The organism is Actinomadura sp. NPDC048021 (genome assembly GCF_040653135.1).
GTDB classification, from domain to species: domain Bacteria; phylum Actinomycetota; class Actinomycetes; order Streptosporangiales; family Streptosporangiaceae; genus Spirillospora; species Spirillospora verrucosospora.
Genome location: NZ_JBEZJQ010000014.1, coordinates 152,720 through 175,115, shown reverse-complemented (window position 1 = coordinate 175,115; position 22,396 = coordinate 152,720). Strand labels below are relative to the sequence as shown.

At 73.2% G+C, this 22,396-nt stretch carries 15 protein-coding genes; 8 read left to right on the top strand and 7 right to left on the bottom strand.

Going from position 1 to position 22,396, the window contains the following annotated elements:
• Positions 1-12: 12 nt before the first annotated feature.
• Both xylA and xylB read right to left on the bottom strand, forming a co-directional pair.
• On the bottom strand, positions 13-1,170 hold the full coding sequence (gene xylA / locus AB0C87_RS23965; protein WP_345176281.1) for a xylose isomerase: 1,158 nt from the start codon (positions 1,168-1,170) through the stop codon (positions 13-15).
• Positions 1,171-1,183: 13 nt separating this feature from the next.
• Positions 1,184-2,566 (bottom strand): xylulokinase, encoded by a 1,383-nt coding sequence (gene xylB, locus AB0C87_RS23960; protein WP_345176279.1) that lies wholly within the window; start codon positions 2,564-2,566, stop codon positions 1,184-1,186.
• 92 nt (positions 2,567-2,658) lie between these two features.
• On the opposite strand from xylB, the gene AB0C87_RS23955 reads away from it, so the two are divergent.
• The gene (locus tag AB0C87_RS23955) at positions 2,659-3,864 is read left to right on the top strand and encodes an ROK family transcriptional regulator (RefSeq protein WP_345176276.1); all 1,206 of its coding nucleotides are present in this window, start codon (positions 2,659-2,661) and stop codon (positions 3,862-3,864) included.
• Here the strand turns inward: AB0C87_RS23955 and AB0C87_RS23950 are convergent.
• The 3 genes from AB0C87_RS23950 to AB0C87_RS23940 are packed head-to-tail and all read right to left on the bottom strand — an operon-like array spanning position 3,861 to position 8,760.
• Positions 3,861-5,384 (bottom strand): glycoside hydrolase family 43 protein, encoded by a 1,524-nt coding sequence (locus tag AB0C87_RS23950; protein WP_345176274.1) that lies wholly within the window; start codon positions 5,382-5,384, stop codon positions 3,861-3,863. The genes AB0C87_RS23955 and AB0C87_RS23950 overlap by 4 nt on opposite strands.
• Complete coding sequence (locus AB0C87_RS23945) at positions 5,381-7,702, bottom strand: glycoside hydrolase family 3 N-terminal domain-containing protein (RefSeq protein WP_345176272.1); 2,322 nt, start codon at positions 7,700-7,702, stop codon at positions 5,381-5,383. Before AB0C87_RS23945 ends, AB0C87_RS23950 begins: the two co-directional genes overlap by 4 nt.
• A complete protein-coding gene (locus tag AB0C87_RS23940) occupies positions 7,699-8,760 on the bottom strand; it encodes a LacI family DNA-binding transcriptional regulator (RefSeq protein WP_345176360.1) in 1,062 nt (353 codons plus the stop codon). The genes AB0C87_RS23945 and AB0C87_RS23940 overlap by 4 nt, the downstream gene beginning before the upstream one ends.
• 265 nt (positions 8,761-9,025) lie before the next feature.
• Here AB0C87_RS23940 and AB0C87_RS23935 point away from each other — a divergent pair, with 265 nt between their 5' ends.
• The 4 genes from AB0C87_RS23935 (at position 9,026) to AB0C87_RS23920 (ending at position 13,339) form a co-directional block, all read left to right on the top strand.
• The gene (locus AB0C87_RS23935) at positions 9,026-10,324 is read left to right on the top strand and encodes an extracellular solute-binding protein (RefSeq protein WP_360579560.1); all 1,299 of its coding nucleotides are present in this window, start codon (positions 9,026-9,028) and stop codon (positions 10,322-10,324) included.
• Complete coding sequence (locus AB0C87_RS23930; protein ID WP_345176267.1) at positions 10,321-11,325, top strand: sugar ABC transporter permease; 1,005 nt, start codon at positions 10,321-10,323, stop codon at positions 11,323-11,325. The genes AB0C87_RS23935 and AB0C87_RS23930 overlap by 4 nt, the downstream gene beginning before the upstream one ends.
• The gene (locus tag AB0C87_RS23925; RefSeq protein WP_345176264.1) at positions 11,322-12,149 is read left to right on the top strand and encodes a carbohydrate ABC transporter permease; all 828 of its coding nucleotides are present in this window, start codon (positions 11,322-11,324) and stop codon (positions 12,147-12,149) included. The genes AB0C87_RS23930 and AB0C87_RS23925 overlap by 4 nt, the downstream gene beginning before the upstream one ends.
• A gap of 122 nt (positions 12,150-12,271) precedes the next feature.
• Positions 12,272-13,339 (top strand): lytic polysaccharide monooxygenase, encoded by a 1,068-nt coding sequence (locus AB0C87_RS23920; RefSeq protein ID WP_360579558.1) that lies wholly within the window; start codon positions 12,272-12,274, stop codon positions 13,337-13,339.
• 131 nt (positions 13,340-13,470) lie between these two features.
• Here the strand turns inward: AB0C87_RS23920 and AB0C87_RS23915 are convergent, their stop codons facing one another.
• Positions 13,471-15,201, bottom strand: coding sequence for a glycoside hydrolase family 6 protein (locus AB0C87_RS23915; protein ID WP_345176261.1), 1,731 nt, complete (start codon positions 15,199-15,201; stop codon positions 13,471-13,473).
• Positions 15,202-15,244: 43 nt separating this feature from the next.
• Positions 15,245-16,738, bottom strand: a complete 1,494-nt coding sequence (locus tag AB0C87_RS23910) for a cellulase family glycosylhydrolase (protein ID WP_345176259.1) — start codon at positions 16,736-16,738, stop codon at positions 15,245-15,247.
• Between the two features lie 292 nt (positions 16,739-17,030).
• Here AB0C87_RS23910 and AB0C87_RS23905 point away from each other — a divergent pair, with 292 nt between their 5' ends.
• From AB0C87_RS23905 to dinB, 3 genes are all read left to right on the top strand, one after another.
• Positions 17,031-18,068 (top strand): LacI family DNA-binding transcriptional regulator, encoded by a 1,038-nt coding sequence (locus AB0C87_RS23905; RefSeq protein WP_345176258.1) that lies wholly within the window; start codon positions 17,031-17,033, stop codon positions 18,066-18,068.
• A 146-nt stretch (positions 18,069-18,214) separates the two neighbouring features.
• Positions 18,215-21,100, top strand: coding sequence for a glycoside hydrolase family 48 protein (locus tag AB0C87_RS23900; RefSeq protein WP_360579556.1), 2,886 nt, complete (start codon positions 18,215-18,217; stop codon positions 21,098-21,100).
• 102 nt (positions 21,101-21,202) lie between these two features.
• Positions 21,203-22,378, top strand: a complete 1,176-nt coding sequence (gene dinB, locus AB0C87_RS23895; protein ID WP_345176252.1) for a DNA polymerase IV — start codon at positions 21,203-21,205, stop codon at positions 22,376-22,378.
• Positions 22,379-22,396: the final 18 nt, after the last annotated feature.

Genomic DNA, 22,396 nt, shown 5'->3' with positions numbered 1-22,396 from the left:
GCCCCTGAGAAATCAGCGCACGCCGTAGAGGTGCTCCAGGGCGAGCTGGTCGAGGTGCTCGAAGGCGGTGCGGCGGGCGCCGAGGGCCTCGGCGTCGGCGGTGGCGTCGCGGACGGAGCGCCAGTCCTCGCCGTCGGCCAGCGTGGGCTGGGCGAGCTCGTCCAGCTTGGCCTCGCGCAGGGCGTCCTGGACGTCGGGGTCGGCGCGGAACGCGCGGACCTTCTCGCGCAGGATCAGCCAGTTGCGCATGCACGCGGCCGCCGACTCCCACACGCCCCGGTCGTCCTCGGTGCGCGGCGGCTTGAAGTCGAAGTGGACCGGGCCGTCGTAGTCGCTCTGGTCGATCAGGTCGACGACCCAGAACGCGCCGCGCGCGTTCCCGGCGCCGAACCGCAGGTCCTGGTCGTAGCGGGGGCCGTGCTGCCCGTTGAGGTCGATGTGGAACAGCTTGCCCTGCCACAGCGCCTGGGCCAGGCCGTGCGCGTAGTTCAGCCCGGCCATCTCCTCGTGCCCGACCTCGGGGTTCAGGCCGACGGTGTCGGGGCGCTCCAGGGTCTGGATGAACGCGAGCGCGTGGCCGATCGTGGGGAGCAGGATGTCGCCGCGCGGCTCGTTCGGCTTCGGCTCGATCGCGAAGCGCAGGTCGTAGCCCTGGTCGGCGACGTAGGCGCCGAGGACGTCGAACGCCTCCTTGTAGCGGTCCAGCGCGGCCCGGACGTCCTTGGCGGCCCCGGACTCGGCGCCCTCCCGCCCGCCCCAGCAGACATAGGTCCGGGCGCCCAGCTCGGCGGCCAGGTCCAGGTTGTCCATGACCTTGCGCAGCGCGAAGCGGCGGACGTCGCGGTCGTTGGCGGTGAACGCGCCGTCCTTGAAGATCGGGTGGCCGAACAGGTTCGTGGTGGCGGTGGTGACGACCAGGCCGGTCTCGTCGAGGGCCTTGCGGAACGCGTCGATCGCGCCCTGCCGCTCGGCGGGCGAGGCGTCGAAGTCGAACACGTCGTTGTCGTGGAAGTTCACGCCGTAGGCGCCGATCGCGGCCAGCTCGCGGACGGCGCGGTCGGCGGGCATCGGCGGCCGGGTGCCGGGGCCGAACACGTCGACGCCCTGCCAGCCGACGGTCCAGACGCCGAACGAGAAGCGGTCCTCGGGCGTGGGCGTGTAGTCGCTCATGGGGTTCTCTCCCTCAGATCTGCGGGGCGGTGTCGCGCAGCGCCGCGTAGCGTGCGCGGACCCCGGCGTCGGTGCGGTCGGCGGTGTGCTCGGTCGCGGGCGGCGCCGGCCAGGCGGGCGGCCGGGGCGTCCCGGCCAGGGCCCAGGCCGCCTGGCGTGCGGCGCCGAGCGCGACGTACTCGGCGGGCTCGGGGACGGTCACCGGCGTCCCGAAGATCGCGGGGGCGAGGGCGCGGACGGCCTCGGCGCGGGCGCCGCCCCCGATCAGCAGGACGCGGCGCGGCCGGACGCCCTGCGCGGCGAGGTGGTCGACGGCGTCGGCGAGCGAGCACAGCAGCGCCTCCACGGCGGCCCGCGCGAGGTTCTCCCGCGTGGCGTTGGCGGTGGTGAGCCCCGCGAGCACGCCGCTGGCGTCCGGCCGGTCGGGGGTGCGCTCGCCGTCCAGGTAGGGGAGCAGCGTCAGGCCGCCCGCGCCGGGCTCGGCGGCGAGGGCCAGCGCGGACAGCTCCTCCAGCGAGGCCCCGGTCATCGCGGCGGCGGCCGACAGGATCCGCGCGGCGTTCAGCGTGCAGACCAGGGGCAGGTACCGGCCGGTGGCGTCGGCGAACCCGGCGACCAGCCCGGAGGCGTCGGCCGCGGGCTCCGAGGCGACCGCGAACGCCGTGCCGGAGGTGCCGATCGACACGACGACGTCGCCGGGCTCCAGCCCGAGCCCGAGCGCGGCGCCCATGTTGTCGCCGGTGCCGGGGCCGAGCGCCGCGCCCCAGGCCGTCTCGCCGACGCGCTCGCCGGGAGCGGCGACGCGGGGCGTCCGGGCCTCGTGCCCGAGCGCCGCGCGCAGCAGGTCCGGCAGGTACGCGCCGGTCGCGGGGGACCAGTAGCCGGTCCCGGACGCGTCCCCCCGGTCGGTCACCGGCTCGGACGCGCCGAGCCGCAGCGTCAGCCAGTCGTGCGGGAGCATGACCTGCTCGGTGCGGCGCGCGTGGCCGGGCTCGTGCTCGGCCATCCAGCGCAGCTTGGTCACCGTGAACGACGCGAGCGGCACGCTGCCGGTCCGCTCCGCCCAGGCCTTCGCGCCGCCGAGCTCCTCGACGAGGGCGCGGGCCTGCGGCGCCGAGCGCGTGTCGTTCCAGAGCAGGGCGGGCCGGACGGGCTCGCCGGCGCCGTCGAGCGCGACCATGCCGTGCTGCTGCGCGGCGACCGCCACCGCGTCGGCGCGTTCGAGCAGTTCCCTGACCTGGCCCAGCGCGCGCCACCAGTGGTCGGGGTGGCATTCGGTGCCGTCCGGATGCGGGGCGGAGGCGGCCGCGACCACGGCGCCGTCCGCGGCGCGGCACAGCACGGCCTTCGTCGACTGCGTCGAGGAGTCGACGCCCGCGACCAGGCTCTCGGGCATCCGGGTCCCGCCTTTCGTAAAGAGCTTGGACTAAATAACCTAGCAGAGGGCCTCTGCCCTGCCTATACACGTGCTTCATTTAGGGTTCTTCCATGACGAAGTCCGCCAACGCCCCCGTCCGGCACGCGACGATGCGGGAGCGGAACCTCGCCGTCGTCCTGGAGCACGTGGCCCGCCACCAGCCGGTGACGCGGGCGCGCCTGGCCGAGCTCACCGGCTTCACCAAGACGACGGTGTCCAACCTCGTCTCCCTGCTGGAGGGCGCGGGCCTGGTGCGGGACGGCGCGCCGGTGCGCGAGGGGGAGCGCGGACGTCCCGGCGTGGGCGTGTCCGTCCACGGCGACGGCGCGGCCGGGCTCGGCCTGGAGGTCAACGTCGACTACCTCGCCGCCTGCGTCCTCGACCTCGCCAAGCAGGTCCGCTACCGGCACGTCGTCAGCTCCGACAACCGCGGGCGCGAGCCCGGCGCCGTGCTCGCCGCGCTGTCCGCGCTGGCGGGCGAGGCGGTCGCCGCGGCCGCCGGGCAGGGCCTGACCGTCGCCGGCGCCGCGGTCGCCCTGCCCGGCCTGCTCGACCGCGAGAACGGGGTGGTGCGGCACGCCCCGAACCTCGGCTGGACGGACGTCCCCGTCACCGGCGCCCCCGGCCTCGCCACGGCGCTGCCCGCCGAGTACGACAACGAGGCCAACCTCGCCGCCCTGGGCGAGCTGTGGTTCGGCGGCGGCGCCCGGTTCGGCGACTTCGTGCACGTCTCGGGCGAGATCGGGATCGGCGCCGGCATCGTCGTGGACGGGCGGGTCTTCCGCGGCGCGCACGGCTTCGCGGGCGAGCTCGGGCATCTGGTCGCCGACCCGTCCGGCCCCGCCTGCTCCTGCGGCGGGCGCGGCTGCCTGGAGCAGATCGCCGGGCAGGAGGCGATGCTGCGCGCGGCGGGCCTGCCGGTGACGCGGCCGGCCGCCGGGCCCGAGGGCTCGGTGGGCCGGCTGGTCGACCGGCTGAGCGGCGGCGACGCGGCGGCGCTCGACGCGGTGGCCCGGGCGGGCCGCGCGCTCGGTGGCGCGCTGGCCTCGGCCGTCAACCTGATCGACCCGGACACCATCGTGCTCGGCGGGGTGTTCTCCCCGCTGGCCGCCTGGATCCGGCCCCCGCTGGAGGGCGTCCTCGCGGAGGGGCCGGGCTCGCTGCGGCGCGGCGTGCCTCCGGTCGAGGTGTCCGGCCTGGCGGAGGGCGCCGCGGTCCTCGGCGCCGCGGGCCTCGTCGTGGAACGCGTGATCGCCGACCCCGCGCTGCTCCTCTAGAGCGGGCGGTACTCGAACCAGGCGAAGTCGGCGTGGCCGCCGCCCGTCCGGCCGTTGGACGTGGCGTAGAGGCCGATGTAGGCGCCGGTGAAACCGCCTGCGACCTGGCTGCTGAGGTCGTCGCCGTCCACCAGGGGACCGAACGGAGTCCACTCGCCCGGCGCCGCGCCGTAGTACGCCTGGTACCAGCGTCCGTGCGCCTCGAAGCCCAGCCGGACGGGCCCCGAGACGCGAGGACCCGCGGCGAGCACGGTCTCGTTCCCGCGCTCTCGTCCGACCAGGCGCAGCCCCTGGCTCGTGGACACGAGCAGGACGTGGAAGTCGCTGTTCTGCACGAGGGCGAGCCCGGCCCGCTCCTCACCGGCCGGGGCGAAGTCGAGCGAGGTGAACGCGGCGAAGGCGTGGTGCTGCTGGCGGCGTCCGAGGAACGACGGGTTGGCCGCGTCCGCGAGGGTCTCCGGACGGGCGCGCAACCGCAGGTGCCCGGGGCGCTCCGTCAGGCTCCACCAGCGTTCCCGGGGCGTCCGCAGCATGTTCCAGGCAGGGCCCAGTTCGGGCTCGTCGAAGTGGTCGCACGCCGGGGCGGCCGGCCACGGCTGCGGCGCCAGCATCGGGGCGGCGTGGCGCGGCTCGATGCGCCCGCCGGTGACCGGCCAGCCGTCCTCCCAGGTGACCCGGGTCAGGAACGTCTCCCGGCCGAGGGCGCACCGGTCGCGGTGGTGCGGGCGCATCGCGAGCAGCACCATCCACCATTCGCCGTCGGGCGTGTCCACGAGGTCGGCGTGCCCGGCCCCGACGATCGGATGCCCGGCGCCGAGGTCGCGGTGCGTCAGCACCGGGTTGCGCGGGTTCCCCTCGTAGGGGCCCGTGACGTCGTCGGCGCGGGCGACCATCACGGCGTGGTCGCGGGCGGTGCCGCCCTCGGCCGTGAGCAGCACGTACCGGCCGCCGATCTTGTAGAGGTGGGAGCCCTCGGACCAGATCGCCCCCTTCACCGCGCCGTCCCAGATCACGTGCTCCTCGCCGGTCAGGGCGAGGGCGGACGGGTCGAACTCGCGCAGCCAGATCTCGGTGTGGCCCTCGTAGCGTCCGGTCGGCCGGGTGCCGGTGCACCACGCGCGGCCGTCGTCGTCGAAGAACAGGGACGGGTCGATGCCGTCGCCGTCCAGGCGGTGCGCGTCCGACCACGGCCCGGCGGGATCGGACGCCGTCATCACGAAGTGCCCGGACCAGCGCGTCCCGTCCACCAGCGTGCAGACCAGGTAGAAGGTGCCGTTGTGATGGCGCAGCGTCGGCGCGTACAGGCCGCCCGACGCCGGGACGCCGTCCAGCGGCAGCTGCCCGGCCCGGTCCAGCGCGTGCCCGATCTGACGCCAGTGCACGAGATCGCGGCTGTGGAAGACCGGCAGTCCGGGGAACCACTCGAAGGTGGACGTCACGAGGTAGAAGTCGTCGCCCACGCGGCAGACCGTCGGGTCGGGATGGCAGCCTGGCAGGATCGGGTTGTCGAAAGCGATCACAGCGGCGTCACCTCCACCGGGACGGTGAGGACCCGGTCCGGGCCGAGCTCGCGGACGGGCCCGTCGAGCGTGAACGCGCCGCGCAGCGGCAGGTCGGCGCTCGACCGTCCCACGCAGACCTCGACGACGCCGGGCTCGACGATGCGCCGCAGGTCCGGGCCGGTGAAGGAGGTCCGGTCGGCGTGCACCCGGAACGCGACCCGCGCGGCCTCGCCCGGCTCCAGCCGGACCCTGGCCCATCCGGCGAGCCAGCGGGCGGGCCGCACCACCGAGGCCACCGGGTCGGACAGGTACAGCTGCGCCACCTCCGTCCCGGCGCGCCCCCCGGTGTTCCGGACGACCGCGCTGACCGTCACCGTCCCGTCGGTCGCCGCCCGTTCGTCCACGCGCAGGTCCTCGTACTCGAACGACGTCCAGGTCAGGCCGTGGCCGAACGGGTAGAGGGGGACGGGGTCGACCGCGCTCCAGTCGTGCCCGCCGTCCATCAGCGACCGCAGGTAGGTGACCGGCGGGCCGGACGCGCGCCGGGGCACGCTGATCGGCATCCGCCCCGACGGCTCGACGCGGCCCGACAGGATCCCCGCGACGGCCCCGCCGCCCTCCTCGCCGGGGAAGAACGCCTGCACGACGGCGGCGGCCCGGTCGGCGAGGGCCTCGATCGCGTAGGGGCGCCCGGTCAGCATCACGATGACCGTGGGCGTGCCGGTGTCCAGGACGGCGGCGGCCAGCTCGGCCTGCCGTCCCGGCAGCGCGAGCGTCTCGGCGTCGCAGCCCTCGCCGGACGTGCCGCGGCCGAAGAGCCCCGCCCGGTCGCCGAGGGCGAGCACGCACACCTCGGCCTCGCGCGCCGCCGCGACCGCGGCCTCGATGTCGGCGTCCTCGGCGACGAACACGTCGCCCGAGCCCGCGACCCGCACGCCGGGCAGCTCGGCGCGCAGCGCGTCCGCCAGCGTCGGGATCCGCACGCCGAGCGGCATCTCCGGATGCCGGCGGCCGACGTGGCTCGGGAACGTGTAGCAGCCCAGCATCGCGAACGGGTCGTCCGCCAGCGGCCCCGCCAGCACCACCCCCTCGCCGGAGCGCAGCGGAAGCACGCCGTCGTTCGCCAGCAGGACGACCGACTCCTCGGCCAGCCGCCGCGCCAGCGCCCTGTGCTCCGGAGGGTCGAAGTCGAGCTCCGCTCCCTCGTCCGGGACGGGCGCGCCGTCCAGCAGGCCGAGTTCGGCCTTCAGCGCCAGGACGCGACCGGCGGCGCGGTCGAGCAGTTCCTCGGGCACGTCGCCCCGCCGGACCATCTCGATCAGCGGTGCGCCGTAGCAGCGGACGGTCGGCAGCTCCATGTCGATCCCGGCGCGCAGCGCCAGCGCGGCGGCCTCGCCCCGGGATCCGGCCACCCGGTGCCGGCTCTCCAGGAACGAGATGCCGAAGTAGTCGGCGACGACGACGCCCGCGAAACCCAGCCGCTCGCGCAGCAGGCCGGTCAGCAGGCGCTCGTCGGCCGCGGCGGGCATCCCGTCCACGTCGGTGTAGGAGTGCATGACCGAGCGGGCGCCGCCGTCGCGCAGCGCCATCACGAACGGCTCCAGCACGACGTCGGCGAACTCGCGCGGGCCGATCGGCGTCGGCGCCATGTTCCGGCCGGCGCGGGAGGCGGAGTAGCCGGCGAAGTGCTTGAGCGTGGTGACGATGCCGGATCGTTCCAAGGCCCTCACGTAGGCCGTGCCGAGGACCCCGACGAGGTACGGGTCCTCGCCGATGCACTCCTCCGTGCGGCCCCAGCGGGCGTCGCGGACGACGTCGAGCACCGGCGCGAGGCCCTGGTGGACGCCCGCCGCCCGCAGGCTCGCGCCGATCGCCGCGGCCATCTCGCCGACCAGGTCGGGGTCGAAGGTGGCGCCCCACGCGGGCGGGCTGGGGAACACGGTGGCGCCCCACGTCATGAAGCCGTTGAGGCACTCCTCGTGCGCGATCGCCGGGAGGCCGAACCGGTTGGCGGCGGCCACCCGGCCCTGCAGCTCGCGGAGCCGGGCGGCGCCCTCGGCGGCCGCGACCGGGAGGGTGCCGAACACACGGGTGAGCTGGCCGAGACCGCAGTCCAGGATCTCCTCCAGGCGCGGGGCGGTCTCGTGGGAGTCGTCCTCCATCGGCGCCACCGGCTCGCCCGGCTCGGCCGGCATCGCCCAGAAGCCGGCGAGCTGCCCCGCCTTCTCCTCGGGGGTCATCCGGGCCAGCAGGCCGGCGACCCGCTCGGCGACCGGCAGCCCGGGATCCTGCCAGGGCCCGCGGATCGCGCTCGGGGCCGGGACGGCTTCGGTCATCGCTCCTCCGTGGGGGACGGCGGTGTGCGGGACGGCGGGGCGGAGGGCGGCGGCGCGGTGGAGGCGCGCACGCGCAGGTCGGTGGCCAGCTCCACGCGGGGGGTCAGCGGCGGCCGCCCGTCCAGCAGCTGGAGCAGGGTGCGGGCCGCGACGCGGCCCATCTCCTCCAGCGGCTGACGGACGGTCGTCAGCGGCGGAGACAGCCACTCGCAGGTCGGCAGGTCGTCGAAGCCGACGACGCTCAGGTCCTCGGGGATGCGCAGCCCGGCGAGCCGGGCCGCCTGGTAGGCGCCCATGGCCTGCTCGTCGCTGCCCGCGAAGACCGCGGTGGGCGGCTCGGGCAGCGCGAGCAGCTCGCGGGTGCGGGCGTACCCGCCCTGGTGGTGGAAGTCGCCGTACCGGACGAGCTCCCGGTCGACCTCGATCCCGGCCCGCTCCAGGGCCGTCCGGTAGCCGTCGACCCGGGCCTGCGTGCAGAGCATGTCGGCGGGCCCGCCGATCATCGCGATGCGGCGGTGGCCGAGCCCGATCAGGTGCTCGGTCGCGGCGAGCCCGCCGGCCCAGTTGGTGGCGCCGACGCTGGCGATCTCGGTGTCCGGCAGGTTCACCGGGTCGACCAGGACGAGCCCGACGCCGGCCCGCTCCAGCTGCTCGCGCTGGCGCCGCGTCATCCGGGACGTCACCAGGATCACCCCGTCGCTGTGGTGCAGCGCGGGCAGGTTCTGCCAGCTCGGCGGGCGGGCGTCGTCCTCGCGCACCAGCGAGACGACGACGCCGGTGCCGTGCTCGGCGCACTCGGCCTCCACCCCGCGCAGGATCTCCACCGCCCACGGGCTGTCCAGACCGGCCAGGACCAGGTCGATCAGCCCGGACCTGCGGGCGCGCCGGGACCCGCCGGGCCCCGGATAGTTGTGGGTGCGCAGCAGCGCCTCCACGCGCTCGCGGGTCGCGGCGGCCACGTCGGTGCGGCCGTTGAGGACCTTGGAGACCGTGGCGGGGGACACCCCCGCCTCGGAGGCGATCAGCGCCAGGGTCGGCCGGGACGGGGGGTCCGGCATCTCGTCGGTGGTGCGCACGGGCACGCTTCTCTCCTCCCCGAGGAAACGATTGCGAACAGTATCGCAATGTTTCGCGCTCTCCTAGCCCCCGTCCACGCCTTCTCGGACGTTCGATTTCGGTCACTCGCCGCAGAAGCCTTGACCGTGAGGGGGCCCTTTCTTAGAGTTCCACGGCAACGGCAAGCCCGAAGATTTTCGAAATGTTTCGAAGAGCGGTCCCGCCCCGCCGCTCCAGGCCGAGCCACCCCCGATCCAGGAGGCCATCATGGGCATCCCACCGCTGTCGCGCCGTTCCCTCCTCACCGCAGTCTCCGCGGGCGCCGTGCTGGCCGCCGCCGCGCCCCTGGTCGCCGCCTGCGGCGACGGCGGTTCCGAGTCGGGAGGGAAGGTGACCGTCGAGTGGATGGACATCGCGACCACCGAACCGTCCAAGTCGCTCTATCCGCAGATCGCCAAGGCCTACGAGGCGTCGCACCCGAACGTCAGGATCAAGCTCACCAACCTGGAGAACGAGGCCTACAAGTCGAAGATGACCGCGCTGGTCGCCTCGGGGAAGCTGCCGGACGTCTTCGTGACCTGGGGCGGCGGCGTGCTCAAGCAGCAGATCGACGCGGGGCTGGTGAAGGACCTCACCTCGGACGGGGCGAGCCTGCTCGGCACCATCACCCCGGTGTCGCAGAAGGCGTACCAGTTCGACGGCAAGACCTACGCCGTCCCGTACGACATGGGCATGGTGGGCTTCTGGTACAACAAGCGGCACTTCGCCAAGGCCGGGATCAAGGGCACCCCCAAGACCTGGGCGGAGCTCCTGGACGCCGTCCGCAAGCTCAAGGGCGCCGGTGTCGCCCCCATCGCGCTGGCCGGGAAGGACAAGTGGCCCGGCCACTACTACTGGGCCTACCTCGCGATGCGCGTCGGCGGCATGACCGCGCTGGAGCAGGCCGCCAAGTCGAACGACTTCACCGGCCCGGCGTTCGTCCAGGCCGGGCAGCACCTCAAGGAACTGGTCGACCTCCAGCCCTTCCAGAGCGGCTTCCAGAACGCCGGCTATGACGCGCCGGGCGGCCAGGCCGCCACCATGGGCGCGGGGAAGGCCGGCATGGAGCTGATGGGGCAGTGGGCGCCCTCGGTGGAGAAGGACGCCTCCGGCAAGGGCATCGGCGACGACCTCGGCTGGTTCCCCTTCCCGACCGTCGACGGAGGCCAGGGAGCCGTCACCGACGTGTTCGGCGGCGGCAACGGCCACGCGCTCAGCAAGGACGCCCCCAAGGAGGCGCTGGACTTCCTGACGTTCCTGATGAACGGCGAGAACGAGCGCAAGCTCGTCTCCTCGGGCGCCTTCATGCCGGTCGTCAAGGGAGCCGAGAGCGCGCTGGACGACCCGAACCGCAAGCAGGTCGCGCAGGCGCTGGACGGCTCCAGCGGGTTCCAGCTCTACCTGGACCAGGCCTTCCCGCCCGCCGTCGGGCAGCAGGTCAACGACAGCGTCGCGGCCCTCGTCGGCGGCAAGGGGACCCCGGAAGAGGTCGCCCAGCAGGTGACCAAGGCGGCCAAGAGCCAATGACCCACACGATCCGGGGCTCCGCCACGACCGGCGACCGGCCGCGGCCCGCCGTGCGGGCCCCGCGGGGGCGGGCCCGCGGCGCGCCGACGGGGCGGCGGCTGCGCGGCTGGATGTCCGCCACCTGGTTCCTCCTCCCGGCGCTGCTGCTGTTCCTCTTCTTCGTGCTGATCCCGATCTTCGTCGCGTTCTACACGAGCTTCTTCACCTGGGGCGGCTTCGGCCGGCCGGAGGACTTCGCCGGCCTGGACAACTACCGGAAGCTGGCCGGCGACCCCGTCTTCCGCGGCGACCTGTGGCGCGGCCTGGTCATGGTCATCCTGTCGATCGCCGTCCAGCTGCCGATCGCGCTCGGCACGGCCGTCCTGCTCAACCAGCGGATGCGCGGCCGCGCGGTCTACCGGGCGGTCTTCTTCGCGCCCTACATCCTGTCCGAGGTGATCGCCGGAGTGCTGTTCGGCATCATCTTCCTGCCGGGCACCGGGCTCGCCGACACGCTCGTCGGGGACCTGCCCCTCGTCGGCGGCCTCGCCGGCCGGTGGTTCTCCGACCCGGACACCGCGCTGCCCACCCTGTTCGCCGTCATGACCTGGAAGTACTTCGGCTTCCACATGATGATCTACCTCGCCGGGCTGCAGGGCGTCCCCGCCGAGGTGCTGGAGGCGGCCTCGATCGACGGGGCCGGGCCGTGGCGGCGGTTCCGCGGCGTCACGCTGCCGCTGCTCGCGCCGACGCTGCGGATCAGCGTGTTCCTGTCCGTCATCGGCTCGATCCAGTTGTTCGACCTCGTGTGGGTCATCACGACCGGCGGGCCGACGCATTCCACGGAGACGATGGCCGTCACCATGTTCCAGTTCGGGTTCAAGCGGTACCAGATGGGCTACGCGAGCGCGATCAGCGTGGCCATGTTCCTCATCAGCATGGTCTTCTCCCTGCTCTACCAGCGCTATGCGCTGCGCCGCGACCTGCAGGGCGCCGTCACCTCCGCGGGAGGCCGCCCATGAGGGCGGGCCTCGCGCGCAGCGCGTCCCGGCACACCCTGGTGTGGGTGCTCGGCTCCTTCATCGTCGTGCCGCTGCTGTACGCGGTCGTCTCCGGCTTCAAGACCACGGGCGACCTCACCACGGATCCGGTCGGGCTGCCCTCGCCCTGGAAGACGTCGAACTACACCGGCATCCTGTCGTCCGGCGACTTCTGGCGGCAGCTCGGCAACAGCGTGATGATCGCCGTCGCCACCACGCTGCTCACGGTCGCGGCGGCGGCGCTCGCGGCCTTCGCGTTCGCCCGCTACGCCTTCCGGGGCCGCGAGTTCTTCTTCACGCTGTTCGCGGCCGGCCTGATGTTCCCGCCGGCGGTGGCGGTGCTGCCGCTGTTCGTCCTGCTGCGCTCGTTCGGGCTGCTGGACAACCCGCTCGGCGTCATCCTGCCGCAGGCCGCGTTCGCGCTGCCCATCACGATCATCATCCTGCGCTCGTTCTTCCGGACGATCCCGGCGGAGCTGGAGGAGGCGGCGATCATGGACGGCTGCACCCGGTTCGGGTTCTTCTGGCGCATCCTGCTGCCGATGGCGAGGCCCGCCCTCGGCACCGTGTCGGTCCTGGCCATCGTGACGAGCTGGAACAACTTCTTCCTCCCGCTGCTGGTGCTGGCCGATCCGAAATGGCAGACGATCCCCGTGGGCATCCAGCAGTTCCAGGGGCAGTACTCGACGAACTACGCGCTCGTCATCGCCTACATCGTGCTGGCGATGGCGCCCGCCATCGCCTTCTACGCGGTGGCCGAGCGCCAGCTGATCGGAGGGCTCACCGCGGGCGCGACGAAGGGCTGAGCCCCGCCTCCGCGCCCGCGCCCCCGGCGGCCGATGAAAGCCTGAAAGGCCCGTTCACGAGCCCTGCGAGGCGGAGTTAGCGTCCGCTGGACAGCACTCTCTGGCCCGGTGACGGGAGGAACATGGGCAAGCGAAGACGAAGGGCACTGGCCGCGGGGGCGGTGCTCGGCCCCGCGATGATCGCCGGCGCGCTGCTGACGGCCGCGCCGGCGTCCGCGCACGGCGCGATGATGGTGCCCGGCAGCCGCACCTACCTGTGCTGGAAGGACGGCCTGAGCCCGACCGGGCAGATCGTCCCGCACAACCCGGCCTGCGCGGCGGCGGTCGCGCAGAGCGGCCCCAACTCGCTCTACAACTGGTTCGCCGTCCTGCGCTCGGACGGGGCGGGCCGCACCCGCGGCTTCATCCCCGACGGGAAGCTGTGCAGCGGGGGCGCGGTCGTCTACGACTTCGGCGGCTACGACCTCGCCCGCGACGACTGGCCGGTCACGCACCTGACCTCCGGCGCCGACATCGAGTTCCGGTACAACAAGTGGGCGGCCCATCCCGGAACGTTCCGCACCTACGTCACGAAGGACAGCTGGAGCCCGACCAGGCCCCTCAGCTGGGACGACCTGGAGGACCAGCCGTTCTACAGCGTCACCGACCCGCCGAGCGTCGGCTCGCCCGGCAGCGAGGACGCCTACTACCACTGGAACGCGAGGCTGCCGTCCGGCAAGAGCGGCCGCCACCTCCTGTACACCGTGTGGCAGCGCTCGGACAGCAACGAGACGTTCTACGGCTGCTCCGACGTGGTCTTCGACGGAGGCAACGGCGAGGTGACGGGCGTCGGCGAGGACGGCGGCGGCCCGACCGACCCGCCGACCGACCCGCCCGGCGACCCGGGCAAGGTCTGCAAGGCCGGGTACCGCTCCGTCGGCAGCTGGAACGGCGGCTACCAGGGCGAGATCACCGTCACCAACACCGGCACGCTCCCGCTGGGCGGCTGGATGGCCCACTTCACCTTCGCCAACGGCGAGACCGTCGACAGCCTCTGGAACGGCGGCTTCACGCAGTCCGGTCCAGACGTCATGGTCAAGAACGCGAACTACAACGGCGCTCTCGCCGTGGGGGCGTCGACCACGTTCGGGTTCACGGTGAAGGCGCCGGGCTCACCGACCGCGCTCGAACCGCACTGCATGACTTCCTGAGGCCCGGGCAGAACGCGGCCCGCGGCGTCCGACAGGGGACGCCGCGGGCCGTTCCCTTTCGGGGCCCGCCTCCAGGACGGAAGAGGCCCCGTGACCGGAGCGGGTCACGGGGCCGTTTCCGTGGTGGCCGGTTACCGGACGGGCGGGTTGGCGTTCTTGAGCAGCTCCTGGAACTGGGCGGAGAACCAGTGCCCGGAGAGCGGGGCGTCCGCCAGCGCGCCGCTCATGTTGTTGTTGTTGCGCGGGTTGCCGGTGTACGTGGGGTCGCACATCCGGTCGAAGCCCTTGCCCTCGTCGTTCGGGATCTCCTTGCTGGCGCCGTCCGACTCACCCGGGGGCTTCATCCACACGTAGGCGTCGATGCCCGCGGCGGGGGCCGCCTTGGGCCGCTCGCCGAGGCCCGCGCCCGCCTGGTTGCACCAGTTGCCGAGGTGGATGCGCCGGTCGGTCCGGCTGCCGTCCACGTAGGCGTCCACGCTGGTCTTCGGGCCGGGACCGGTCGGGCGGTTCGCGCCGCCCCAGCCGTTGCGGCTCGTGTCGATGAGCATGCCGATGCCCGAGTCGAACCCGTCCTTGACGAGTTCCTGCCGGAACGCCTGCGCGTAGGAGAGCTCGTCGACGTACCGGTTCCAGTCGACCCACTTGGACTGCCGGACGGACGTGCCGTTCACGGTGTCGTTGATGGTGAAGTAGGGCTCCTGCAGGGCCCCGTAGTTGGCGGTGTTGGTGATGAACCCGGCGACGTTGTTCTTGGAGCCGGACGCCTGCGCGACGGTCGCGAGCAGCTGCGCGGTCGGGCCGAAGTTGTCGTCCCAGCCGATCCAGCCGTGGTGGCCCACGTCGAGGTAGTTGTAGACGTTGGAGATGGCGCCGAGCTTCTGCAGCGCGTAGGCGATGCCCTTCTCGTAGTTGCCGTTGGCCTTCATCGTGTCGCAGGCGGGGGTGGCCGTCGGCCGGCCACCGGCGTTGGTGATGAGGTTCGGCAGCGAGTCGATCTCCACGACCGTGACGATCCGCAGGCCCGCGTACTTCGCGTCGCCGAGGATCTGCGCGATCGGGTCGATGAACTGCGTCTTGTACTTGTCGAGGTCGTTCGGCCCGAGTTCGCCGTTGGAGGCCAGCGCGGAGCAGTCACGCCCGGGCAGGTCGTAGACGACGAGCTGGACCACACCGGCGCCCTGGTCGAGGGCCTTGTCGAGGTGGGCGCGCAGGCCCATGGAGCCGTTCGCCCCCTGGATCGCGGCGATCCTGTCCAGCCACACGCCGGTCGGCTGGCCGGAGACCGCGCTGCCGCCCGGCTCGGCCGCGGCCTTGGCCGACCACTCGGGGTTCACGTACGCCTTCACCCCGGCGTAGGGGTTGTCGACGCGGTTGCCCGGAGGCGGATCGGTGGGCGGGTCCGTGGGCGGGTCGGTCGGTCCCGCCGACCCGGTGCAGACGGTCCCGTTCAGCTTGAACTGGGCGGGCGCCTGGTTGGCGCCGGAGTAGGTGCCCTGGAAGCCGGGGTTGGCCGTCGCGTTGGTCGCCAGCGTCTGGGCCCAGCTCGGGCTCTTCACGGTGACGTGCTTGCCGGACTGGGCGAACGTCCCGTTCCAGCCCGAGGTCACCTGCTGGTTGCCGGCGAAGTCCCACTCCAGCGTCCAGCCGCCGCTGATCGGGTCGCCGAGGTTGGTGACCGTCACGGAGGCGGTGAAGCCCGTGCCCCAGTCGTTCGTCGTGTAGTCGACCTTGCAGCCGGCGGCCGCGCTGGCCTGGGCCTGGGCCAGCGCGACCGTGCCTGAGGCGAGCAGCAGGGCCGCCGAGGCGGCCGCCGTGCCGCGGCGCAGGGCGCCGCGGCCGCCGCGCGCGGAGGGGTGTTTCATCCGGATTCCTCCATCTGGTTGGGGTGGGCTCTCTTGCAGTGGGTCAGGGGGCGGAGCGCAGGCGGTCGCGCAGTCCGGCGCCGTACGCGGTCGGGGTGCCGTCGTAGGAGCTGATCAGCGACGGGCCGCCGGAGCAGTCCCAGGTGTTCCACGTCCAGCCGAGGTAGGACGCTCCGCGCGCGTCCAGCCAGGACATGAGCGCGTCGACGTAGGAGTGGCCGCAGGTGTTCTCGCCGATCTCGCCGGCGACGAGCGGGACCTGCGCGGCGACGGGCGCGATCTGCTGGTCCCAGCAGGACGCGTCCTTGCAGTAGTTGAAGTTGTAGGAGTGCCACGCGGCCGCCAGGTTCCCGGTGGGGTCGGACGGCTTCTGCGCGAGCCACTGGCCGAGGTCGTTGGAGTAGCTGCTGCCCGCGACCATGACGACGTTCTGCGCGCCGGTGGAGCGGACGGCGTCGAGGAGGTCCTGCATCCCGGCCGCCTCGTAGGTCAGGCCCGTGCAGGCCGAGCCGCCGTCGCGCCAGCACCTCCATGACTGGGCGTAGTCCATGACCTGGAGGTTGTTCGGGTACGGCTCGTTGAACAGGTCGAACACGACCGCCGTGTCGCCCTTGTAGGCGGTGGCGAGTTGCTTCCAGAATTCCGGTGCGTACTGGGCGTCCGGCATCGGTTTCTGGCATTCCGCGGCTGCGGTCTGGCAATGGCTGTCATAGCCCGTCCACAATCCGCGGCTCCAGTGCAGTTCCAGGATGGGCGTGATGCCGTTCTCTTCGAGCAGCCCCACGTAATTCCTGACGGCGTTCTGGTAGGCGGTTCCGCGGTAGGCGGGCTCGACGTTGTCCAAGCCCAGCCAGCAGTCGGAGTTGAGCGGCACCCGGACCGCGTTGACATTCCACTTCCTGATCGCGGCGACGGAGGCCGCGTCCATCGGGCCGTCCCATATCCCGTTGCCCTGGACGCAGGCGAACTCGCCGCCGGACCGGTTCACCCCGCGGAGGCGAACCGCGGCGCCGGCGGCGTTCACGAACGTGTTGCCGGAGACCTTCAGCTTGGGCGCGGGACCGCCGGGCGGGGGAGTCGTCGGGGGTTCGGTGGTGGGCTCGCCGTCGCCGTTGCAGGCCGTCCCGTTGAGCGCGAAGGCGGTCGGCGCGGCGTTCGCGCCGCTGTAGGAGAACTGCGCCCCGGCCTGCACGGTCGCGCCCGTGGCGAGGGCCGCGTTCCAGCTCTCGTTGGCGACGGTGACGGTCGTGCCCGACTGCGTCCACCGGCCGTTCCAGCCGCCGGTGAGGCGCTGGTTCCCGGTGTAGGAGTAGGTCAGCGTCCAGCCGGTCACGGCCGGGCCCCGGTTGGTGATCGTGACGGCGGCGGTGAATCCGGTGCCCCAGTCGTTGGTGGTGTAGCCGACCTCGCAGGCGACCGCGGCGCGGGCCGGCCGCGCGCCGAGCACGGTCCCGGTTCCCGCGACGAGCGAGCCCGCCGCGCAGATCGCGCCGGTCAGCGCGGCCACCGCCGCGGTGCGCGGGGAAAGCGATCTCATGGATCTCCGCCTTCACGTCGGACGATTGAGCTTGGGAGCGCTCCCACTCCTGGACTGCGGTGAACGTAGAACGCCCCGGACGCGGGAGGGAAGCCTTGTTCCATTCCTTTCACGAACTTTCACGGCGCCTTGCGCGCGCGGTGAGCGGCGGGTGCGGGCGGCCCCGAATTCGGTTTCCTCGCGACCCTTGACACGATGCGCGTCCGATCAGATTCTTGGGAGCGCTCCCACTACTCCCGACCCGGTCCACCCCCTCGAAAGGCCGGGAACCCCCGAAGGGAGTGCCGAAAGCGTGACCGTCACCCACCCCCCGCACGATCCCGCCCTCCCCGACCGACCGCCCACCCTCGCCCACGTCGCGCAGCTCGCCGGCGTGTCGCCGGCCACCGCGTCCCGCGTGCTGAACGGGTCCGCGCGCGTCAGCAGGGCGGCCCGCCTCCAGGTCGAGGCGGCGGTCGAGCGGCTCGGCTACGTCCGGCGCCGCAGCGGCCCTCCCGACCGGGAGTCCTCCGGCACCGTCGCCGCCGTCGTCTGCGAGGACGGCTGCCGCGTCCTCGGCGACCCGTTCTTCGCGCGCCTGCTGTGGGGCGTGCGCCGCGAGCTCGGCGGCCGCGCGCCGCTCGTCGTCCTCATGGCCGGCCGGGCCGACGAGTGGCGGGCGACCACCGGCTACCTGCGCGGCGGCCGGGCCGAGGGCGTGCTGCTCGTCGGCGCCCGCCGCGACCAGGTCGCCCCCCTCGTGCAGGCCGCCGCCGGCGCTCCCGTGGTGCTCGCCGGGCGCCCGCTCGACGAGGTGGCGCTGCCGTACGTCGACGTCGACAACCAGGGCGGCGCGCACGCCGCCGTCCGGCACCTCCTCGCCTCGGGCCGCCGCCGGATCGGCACCATCGCCGGGCCGGCCGACATGGGCGCCGCCGTGGACCGCCTGGCCGGCTACCGGCTCGCGGCGCGCGAGGCCGGGATCGGCGTCAACGGGCTGGTCTGCCAGGGCGACTTCGGCCGGCTGTCCGGCGAGCGGGCGATGCGCCGCCTGCTGGAGCGCCGGCCGGACGTCGACGCCGTGCTCGCCGCGTCCGACCAGATGGCGGTCGGCGCGCTGAGCGCGCTGCGCCGGGCGGGCCGCCGCGTCCCCGACGACGTCGCGGTCGTCGGGTTCGACGACGCTCCGGTGGCCCAGCAGGTCCGCCCCCGGCTGACGACCGTCCGGCAGCCGGCCGAGGACCTCGGCGCCCGCCTGGCGCGCGAACTGCGCGCCTGCACCGGAGGCCGGCCGAACACCGAGCGCGGCGTCGTGCTGCGCACCAAGTTGATCATCCGGGAGTCCGGCTGACGGACCGGGGCCGGCGCGGCCCCCGCCCTCCCCGGCACCACCACCGCCGTGCTCCGCCGGCGGTGGAGACCGCCATGCCCGGACACCGGGCGCGACAGGAAGGAACACAGGTGAGAAGACAGCAAAGATGGCGCGGGTTAACGGCCGTGGGCGCGGTGCTTGCCCTGCTCTGCGGCGGACTGGGCGTGATGGCCCCGGCCCACGCCGCCGCGGTCGCGTGCAAGGTCGTCTACAAGAAGAACGACTGGGGGAGCGGCTTCACCGCGAGCATCGACATCACCAACCAGGGTGACGCGCTGGACGGTTGGAAGCTGACCTACTCCTACTCGGGGAACCAGAAGCTGGCGAGCGGCTGGTCGGCGAAGTGGTCGCAGTCGGGCCAGCAGGTCACCGCCGAGAACGAGAGCTGGAACAGGGCGCTCGCCTCCGGCGCCTCGGTGAACGTCGGCGCGCAGTTCACCTACAGCGGGACGAACACCGACCCCACCGCGTTCAGCCTCAACGGCACGCCGTGCAACCAGAGCTCGTCCGCCCCGACGGTGGCGCTGACGAGCCCGTCCGCCGGCGCGACGTACTCGGTGGGCGCCTCGGTGCCGATCGCCGCCACCGCGGCGGCCGGCTCCGGCGCGACCGTCTCCAAGGTCGAGTTCTTCGACCAGGACGGGTCCCTCGGCGCGGCCGACACCACGGCCCCGTACGGGCTGAACTGGACGCCCGCGGCGGCCGGCTCGTACTCGCTCTACGCCAGGGTCACCGACAGCACCGGCGCGACGGCCGAGTCCGCGCCGGTGGGCGTCACGGTGACGGCGGCGGCGAGCGTCGTGGCGAGCCCCACCGCGCTGACCGTCGCGCAGGGCGCGAAGGCCGCCTACGCGGTGAAGCTGTCGGAGGCCCCCTCCGGCTCGGTCACCGTGACGACGACCCGGACGGCGGGCAACTCCGGCCTGTCGGTGACCGGCGGCGGGACGCTGACCTTCACGCCGCAGAACTGGTCCACCGCCCAGAACGTGACGATCACCGCGGACGCCTCCGGGACGGGCCAGGCGACGTTCACCTCCGCCGCGTCCGGCTACACGGCCGCCAAGGTCACCGCCACCGAGGTGTCGACCTCCGGCGACGCCTACACCCAGCGGTTCCTCGACCAGTACAACAAGATCAAGGACCCGGCGAACGGCTACTTCAGCCCCGAGGGCATCCCGTACCACTCGGTGGAGACGTTCATGGTCGAGGCCCCCGACCACGGTCACGAGACGACGTCGGAGGCCTACAGCTACCTCATCTGGCTGGAGGCCATGTACGGCAAGGTCACGCAGAACTGGGCCCCCTTCAACGCCTCCTGGGCGCTGATGGAGAAGTACATGATCCCGACGCACGCGGACCAGCCGACGAACTCCTTCTACAACGCCTCCAAGCCCGCCACCTACGCCGCCGAGCATCCCGCGGTGAGCGACTACCCGTCGCTGATCGACGGCAACGTCCCGGTCGGCCAGGACCCGATCGCGAGCGAGCTGAAGTCCGCCTACGGCACCGACGACATCTACGGCATGCACTGGCTGCAGGACGTGGACAACGTCTACGGGTACGGCAACACCCCCGGCGGCGGCTGCGAGCAGGGCCCGAGCGCGGACGGCCCCTCCTACATCAACACCTACCAGCGCGGTTCGCAGGAGTCGGTGTTCGAGACCGTTCCGCAGCCGACGTGCGACAAGTTCGCCTTCGGCGGCCCCAACGGGTACCTCGACCTGTTCATCAAGGACTCCTCCTACGCCAAGCAGTGGAAGTTCACCGACGCGCCGGACGCCGACGCGCGCGCCATTCAGGCCGCGTACTGGGCGAACGCCTGGGCCAAGGACCAGGGCAAGTCGGGCGACGTCTCGGCCACCGTGGCCAAGGCGGGCAAGATGGGCGACTACCTGCGCTACTCGTTCTTCGACAAGTACTTCAAGAAGATCGGCGACTGCCACTCGCCCTCGTCCTGCCCGGCCGGGTCGGGCAAGGACAGCGAGCACTACCTGCTGTCCTGGTACTACGCGTGGGGCGGCGCGAACGACACGAACGCCGGCTGGGCCTGGCGCATCGGCGACGGCGCCTCGCACTTCGGCTACCAGAACCCCCTGGCCGCCTACGCGCTGGTGAACGACGCCGCGCTCGCGCCCAAGGGCGCGACGGCCAAGGCCGACTGGAGCAAGAGCCTCACCCGGCAGCTCCAGCTCTACAAGTGGCTCCAGTCCGCCGAGGGCGCGATCGCCGGAGGCGTCACCAACAGCTGGGAGGGCAGCTACAGCACGCCGCCGACCGGACTGACCGAGTTCTTCGGCATGGCCTACGACTGGCAGCCCGTCTACCACGACCCGCCGAGCAACCAGTGGTTCGGCTTCCAGGCGTGGTCGATGGAGCGCGTGGCCGAGTACTACCAGGTCTCCGGCGACGCGTCCGCCAAGGCGGTTCTCGACAAGTGGGTCGCCTGGGCGCTGTCGCAGACGACGGTCGACCCGTCCACGGGCGGGATCAAGATCCCTTCCACCCTCAAGTGGACGGGGCAGCCGGACGCGAACTGGTCGACCGCCACCGGGATGCCGCCCGCCAACACCGGGCTGCACGTCTCGGTGCAGGACTACACCGACGACGTCGGCGTGGCCGCCGCGTACGCCAAGACGCTGACGTACTACGCCGCCAAGTCCGGTGACGCCGCCGCCAAGCAGGCCGCCAAGGACCTGCTCGACGCCATCTGGAAGCACACCGACGCCAAGGGCGTCTCCGTCCAGGAGACCAGGTCCGACTACAAGCGCCTCGCCGACCCGGTCTACGTCCCCTCCGGCTGGAGCGGCAAGATGCCGAACGGCGACCCGATCAACTCCAGCTCGACCTTCATGTCCATCCGTTCCTTCTACAAGAGCGACCCCGACTACGCGCGCGCGTGGGCGTACGCCAGCGGCCAGAGTTCGACGGCGCCGGTGTTCACCTACCACCGCTTCTGGGCCCAGGCGGACATAGCCCTGGCCATGGCCGACTACGGCCGCCTCCTCGGGTGACCAACGCGCGAGGGCCCGTCGCGACGCCTGTCGCGACGGGCTCTCCGCTCGTCCAAGGGGCCCGCCACCAGGCGCGACGCCCGTGTATGCGAACATATGTTCGTGTCCGCCGGTGCGACGATCCTGCATGCCGACCTGGACGCGTTCTACGCGTCGGTCGAGCAGCGGGACGATCCCGCCCTGCGGGGGCGGCCGGTGATCGTCGGGACGGGCGTGGTCCTGGCGGCGAGCTACGAGGCCAGGGCGTGCGGCGTGCGGACGGCGATGAGCGGCGGGCAGGCCCGCCGGCTGTGCCCGCGGGCGGTCGTCGTCCGGCCGCGCATGAGCGCCTACAGCGCGGCGAGCAAGGCGGTCTTCGCGGTGTTCCGGGCCACGACGCCGCTGGTGGAGGGCCTGTCGATCGACGAGGCGTTCCTCGACGCCGACGGGCTGCGCCGCCCCCCGCCGGAGGTGGCCGTCCGGCTGCGGCGCGAGATCGCCGAGGAGGTCGGGCTGCCGATCACGGTCGGGGTCGCGCGCACCAAGTTCCTCGCCAAGGTCGCCAGCGGCGTCGCCAAGCCCGACGGGCTGCTGGTGGTGCCGCCGGACGGCGAACTGGAGTTCCTGCGCCCGCTGCCGGTGCGGCGGCTGTGGGGCGTGGGGCCCGCGACGGCGGCCAAGCTCGCCGGGTTCGGCGTGACGACGGTCGGGGACGTGGCCGCGATGCCGGAGTCCACGCTGGTGTCGATGCTCGGCCCGGGGGCGGGCCGCCACCTGTACGCGCTGGCGCACAACCGCGACCCGCGCCCCGTGCGGACGGGCGTGCGGCGGCGGTCGATGGGGGCGCAGCGGGCGCTCGGCCGCCGTGCCCGGTCGGCGGCGGAGCTGGACGCGATGCTCGTCGGGCTGGCCGACCGGCTCGGCGGGCGGCTGCGCAAGGCCCGCCGCGTCTGCCGGACGGTCACCCTCCGGCTGCGGTTCGGCGACTACGCCCGGGCCACGCGCTCGCACACGCTGGCCCAGGCCACCGCCGAGACCCCCGTGCTCCTGGCGGCGGCGCGGGGCCTGCTCGCCGCCGCCCGCCCGATGATCGACGAGCGCGGCCTGACGCTGATCGGCCTCTCGCTGGGCAACCTGCACGACGACGGCGCCGTCCAGCTCACCCTGCCGTTCGACCAGGCGATGGCGGTGGACGGCGCGGTCGACGGCGTCCGCGACCGGTTCGGCCAGTCCGCCATCACCCGCGCCGTGCTCCTCGGCCGGGACCAGGGCGACCCGGTGCCGCTGCTTCCCGACTGAGACGGCGCGCCCCCGCGG

Excerpts from the sequence above, each read along its gene's own strand:
- AB0C87_RS23940 (WP_345176360.1), bottom strand. The coding sequence starts at position 8,760 with ATGCCGGACCCCCCGTCCCGGCCGACCCTGGCGCTGATCGCCTCCGAG.
- xylA (WP_345176281.1), bottom strand. The coding sequence starts at position 1,170 with ATGAGCGACTACACGCCCACGCCCGAGGACCGCTTCTCGTTCGGCGTC.
- AB0C87_RS23930 (WP_345176267.1), top strand. The coding sequence starts at position 10,321 with ATGACCCACACGATCCGGGGCTCCGCCACGACCGGCGACCGGCCGCGG.
- AB0C87_RS23925 (WP_345176264.1), top strand. The coding sequence starts at position 11,322 with ATGAGGGCGGGCCTCGCGCGCAGCGCGTCCCGGCACACCCTGGTGTGG.
- AB0C87_RS23915 (WP_345176261.1), bottom strand. The coding sequence starts at position 15,201 with ATGAAACACCCCTCCGCGCGCGGCGGCCGCGGCGCCCTGCGCCGCGGC.
- AB0C87_RS23945 (WP_345176272.1), bottom strand. The coding sequence starts at position 7,702 with ATGACCGAAGCCGTCCCGGCCCCGAGCGCGATCCGCGGGCCCTGGCAG.
- AB0C87_RS23910 (WP_345176259.1), bottom strand. The coding sequence starts at position 16,738 with ATGAGATCGCTTTCCCCGCGCACCGCGGCGGTGGCCGCGCTGACCGGC.
- AB0C87_RS23920 (WP_360579558.1), top strand. The coding sequence starts at position 12,272 with ATGGGCAAGCGAAGACGAAGGGCACTGGCCGCGGGGGCGGTGCTCGGC.
- xylB (WP_345176279.1), bottom strand. The coding sequence starts at position 2,566 with ATGCCCGAGAGCCTGGTCGCGGGCGTCGACTCCTCGACGCAGTCGACG.
- AB0C87_RS23935 (WP_360579560.1), top strand. The coding sequence starts at position 9,026 with ATGGGCATCCCACCGCTGTCGCGCCGTTCCCTCCTCACCGCAGTCTCC.
- AB0C87_RS23955 (WP_345176276.1), top strand. The coding sequence starts at position 2,659 with ATGACGAAGTCCGCCAACGCCCCCGTCCGGCACGCGACGATGCGGGAG.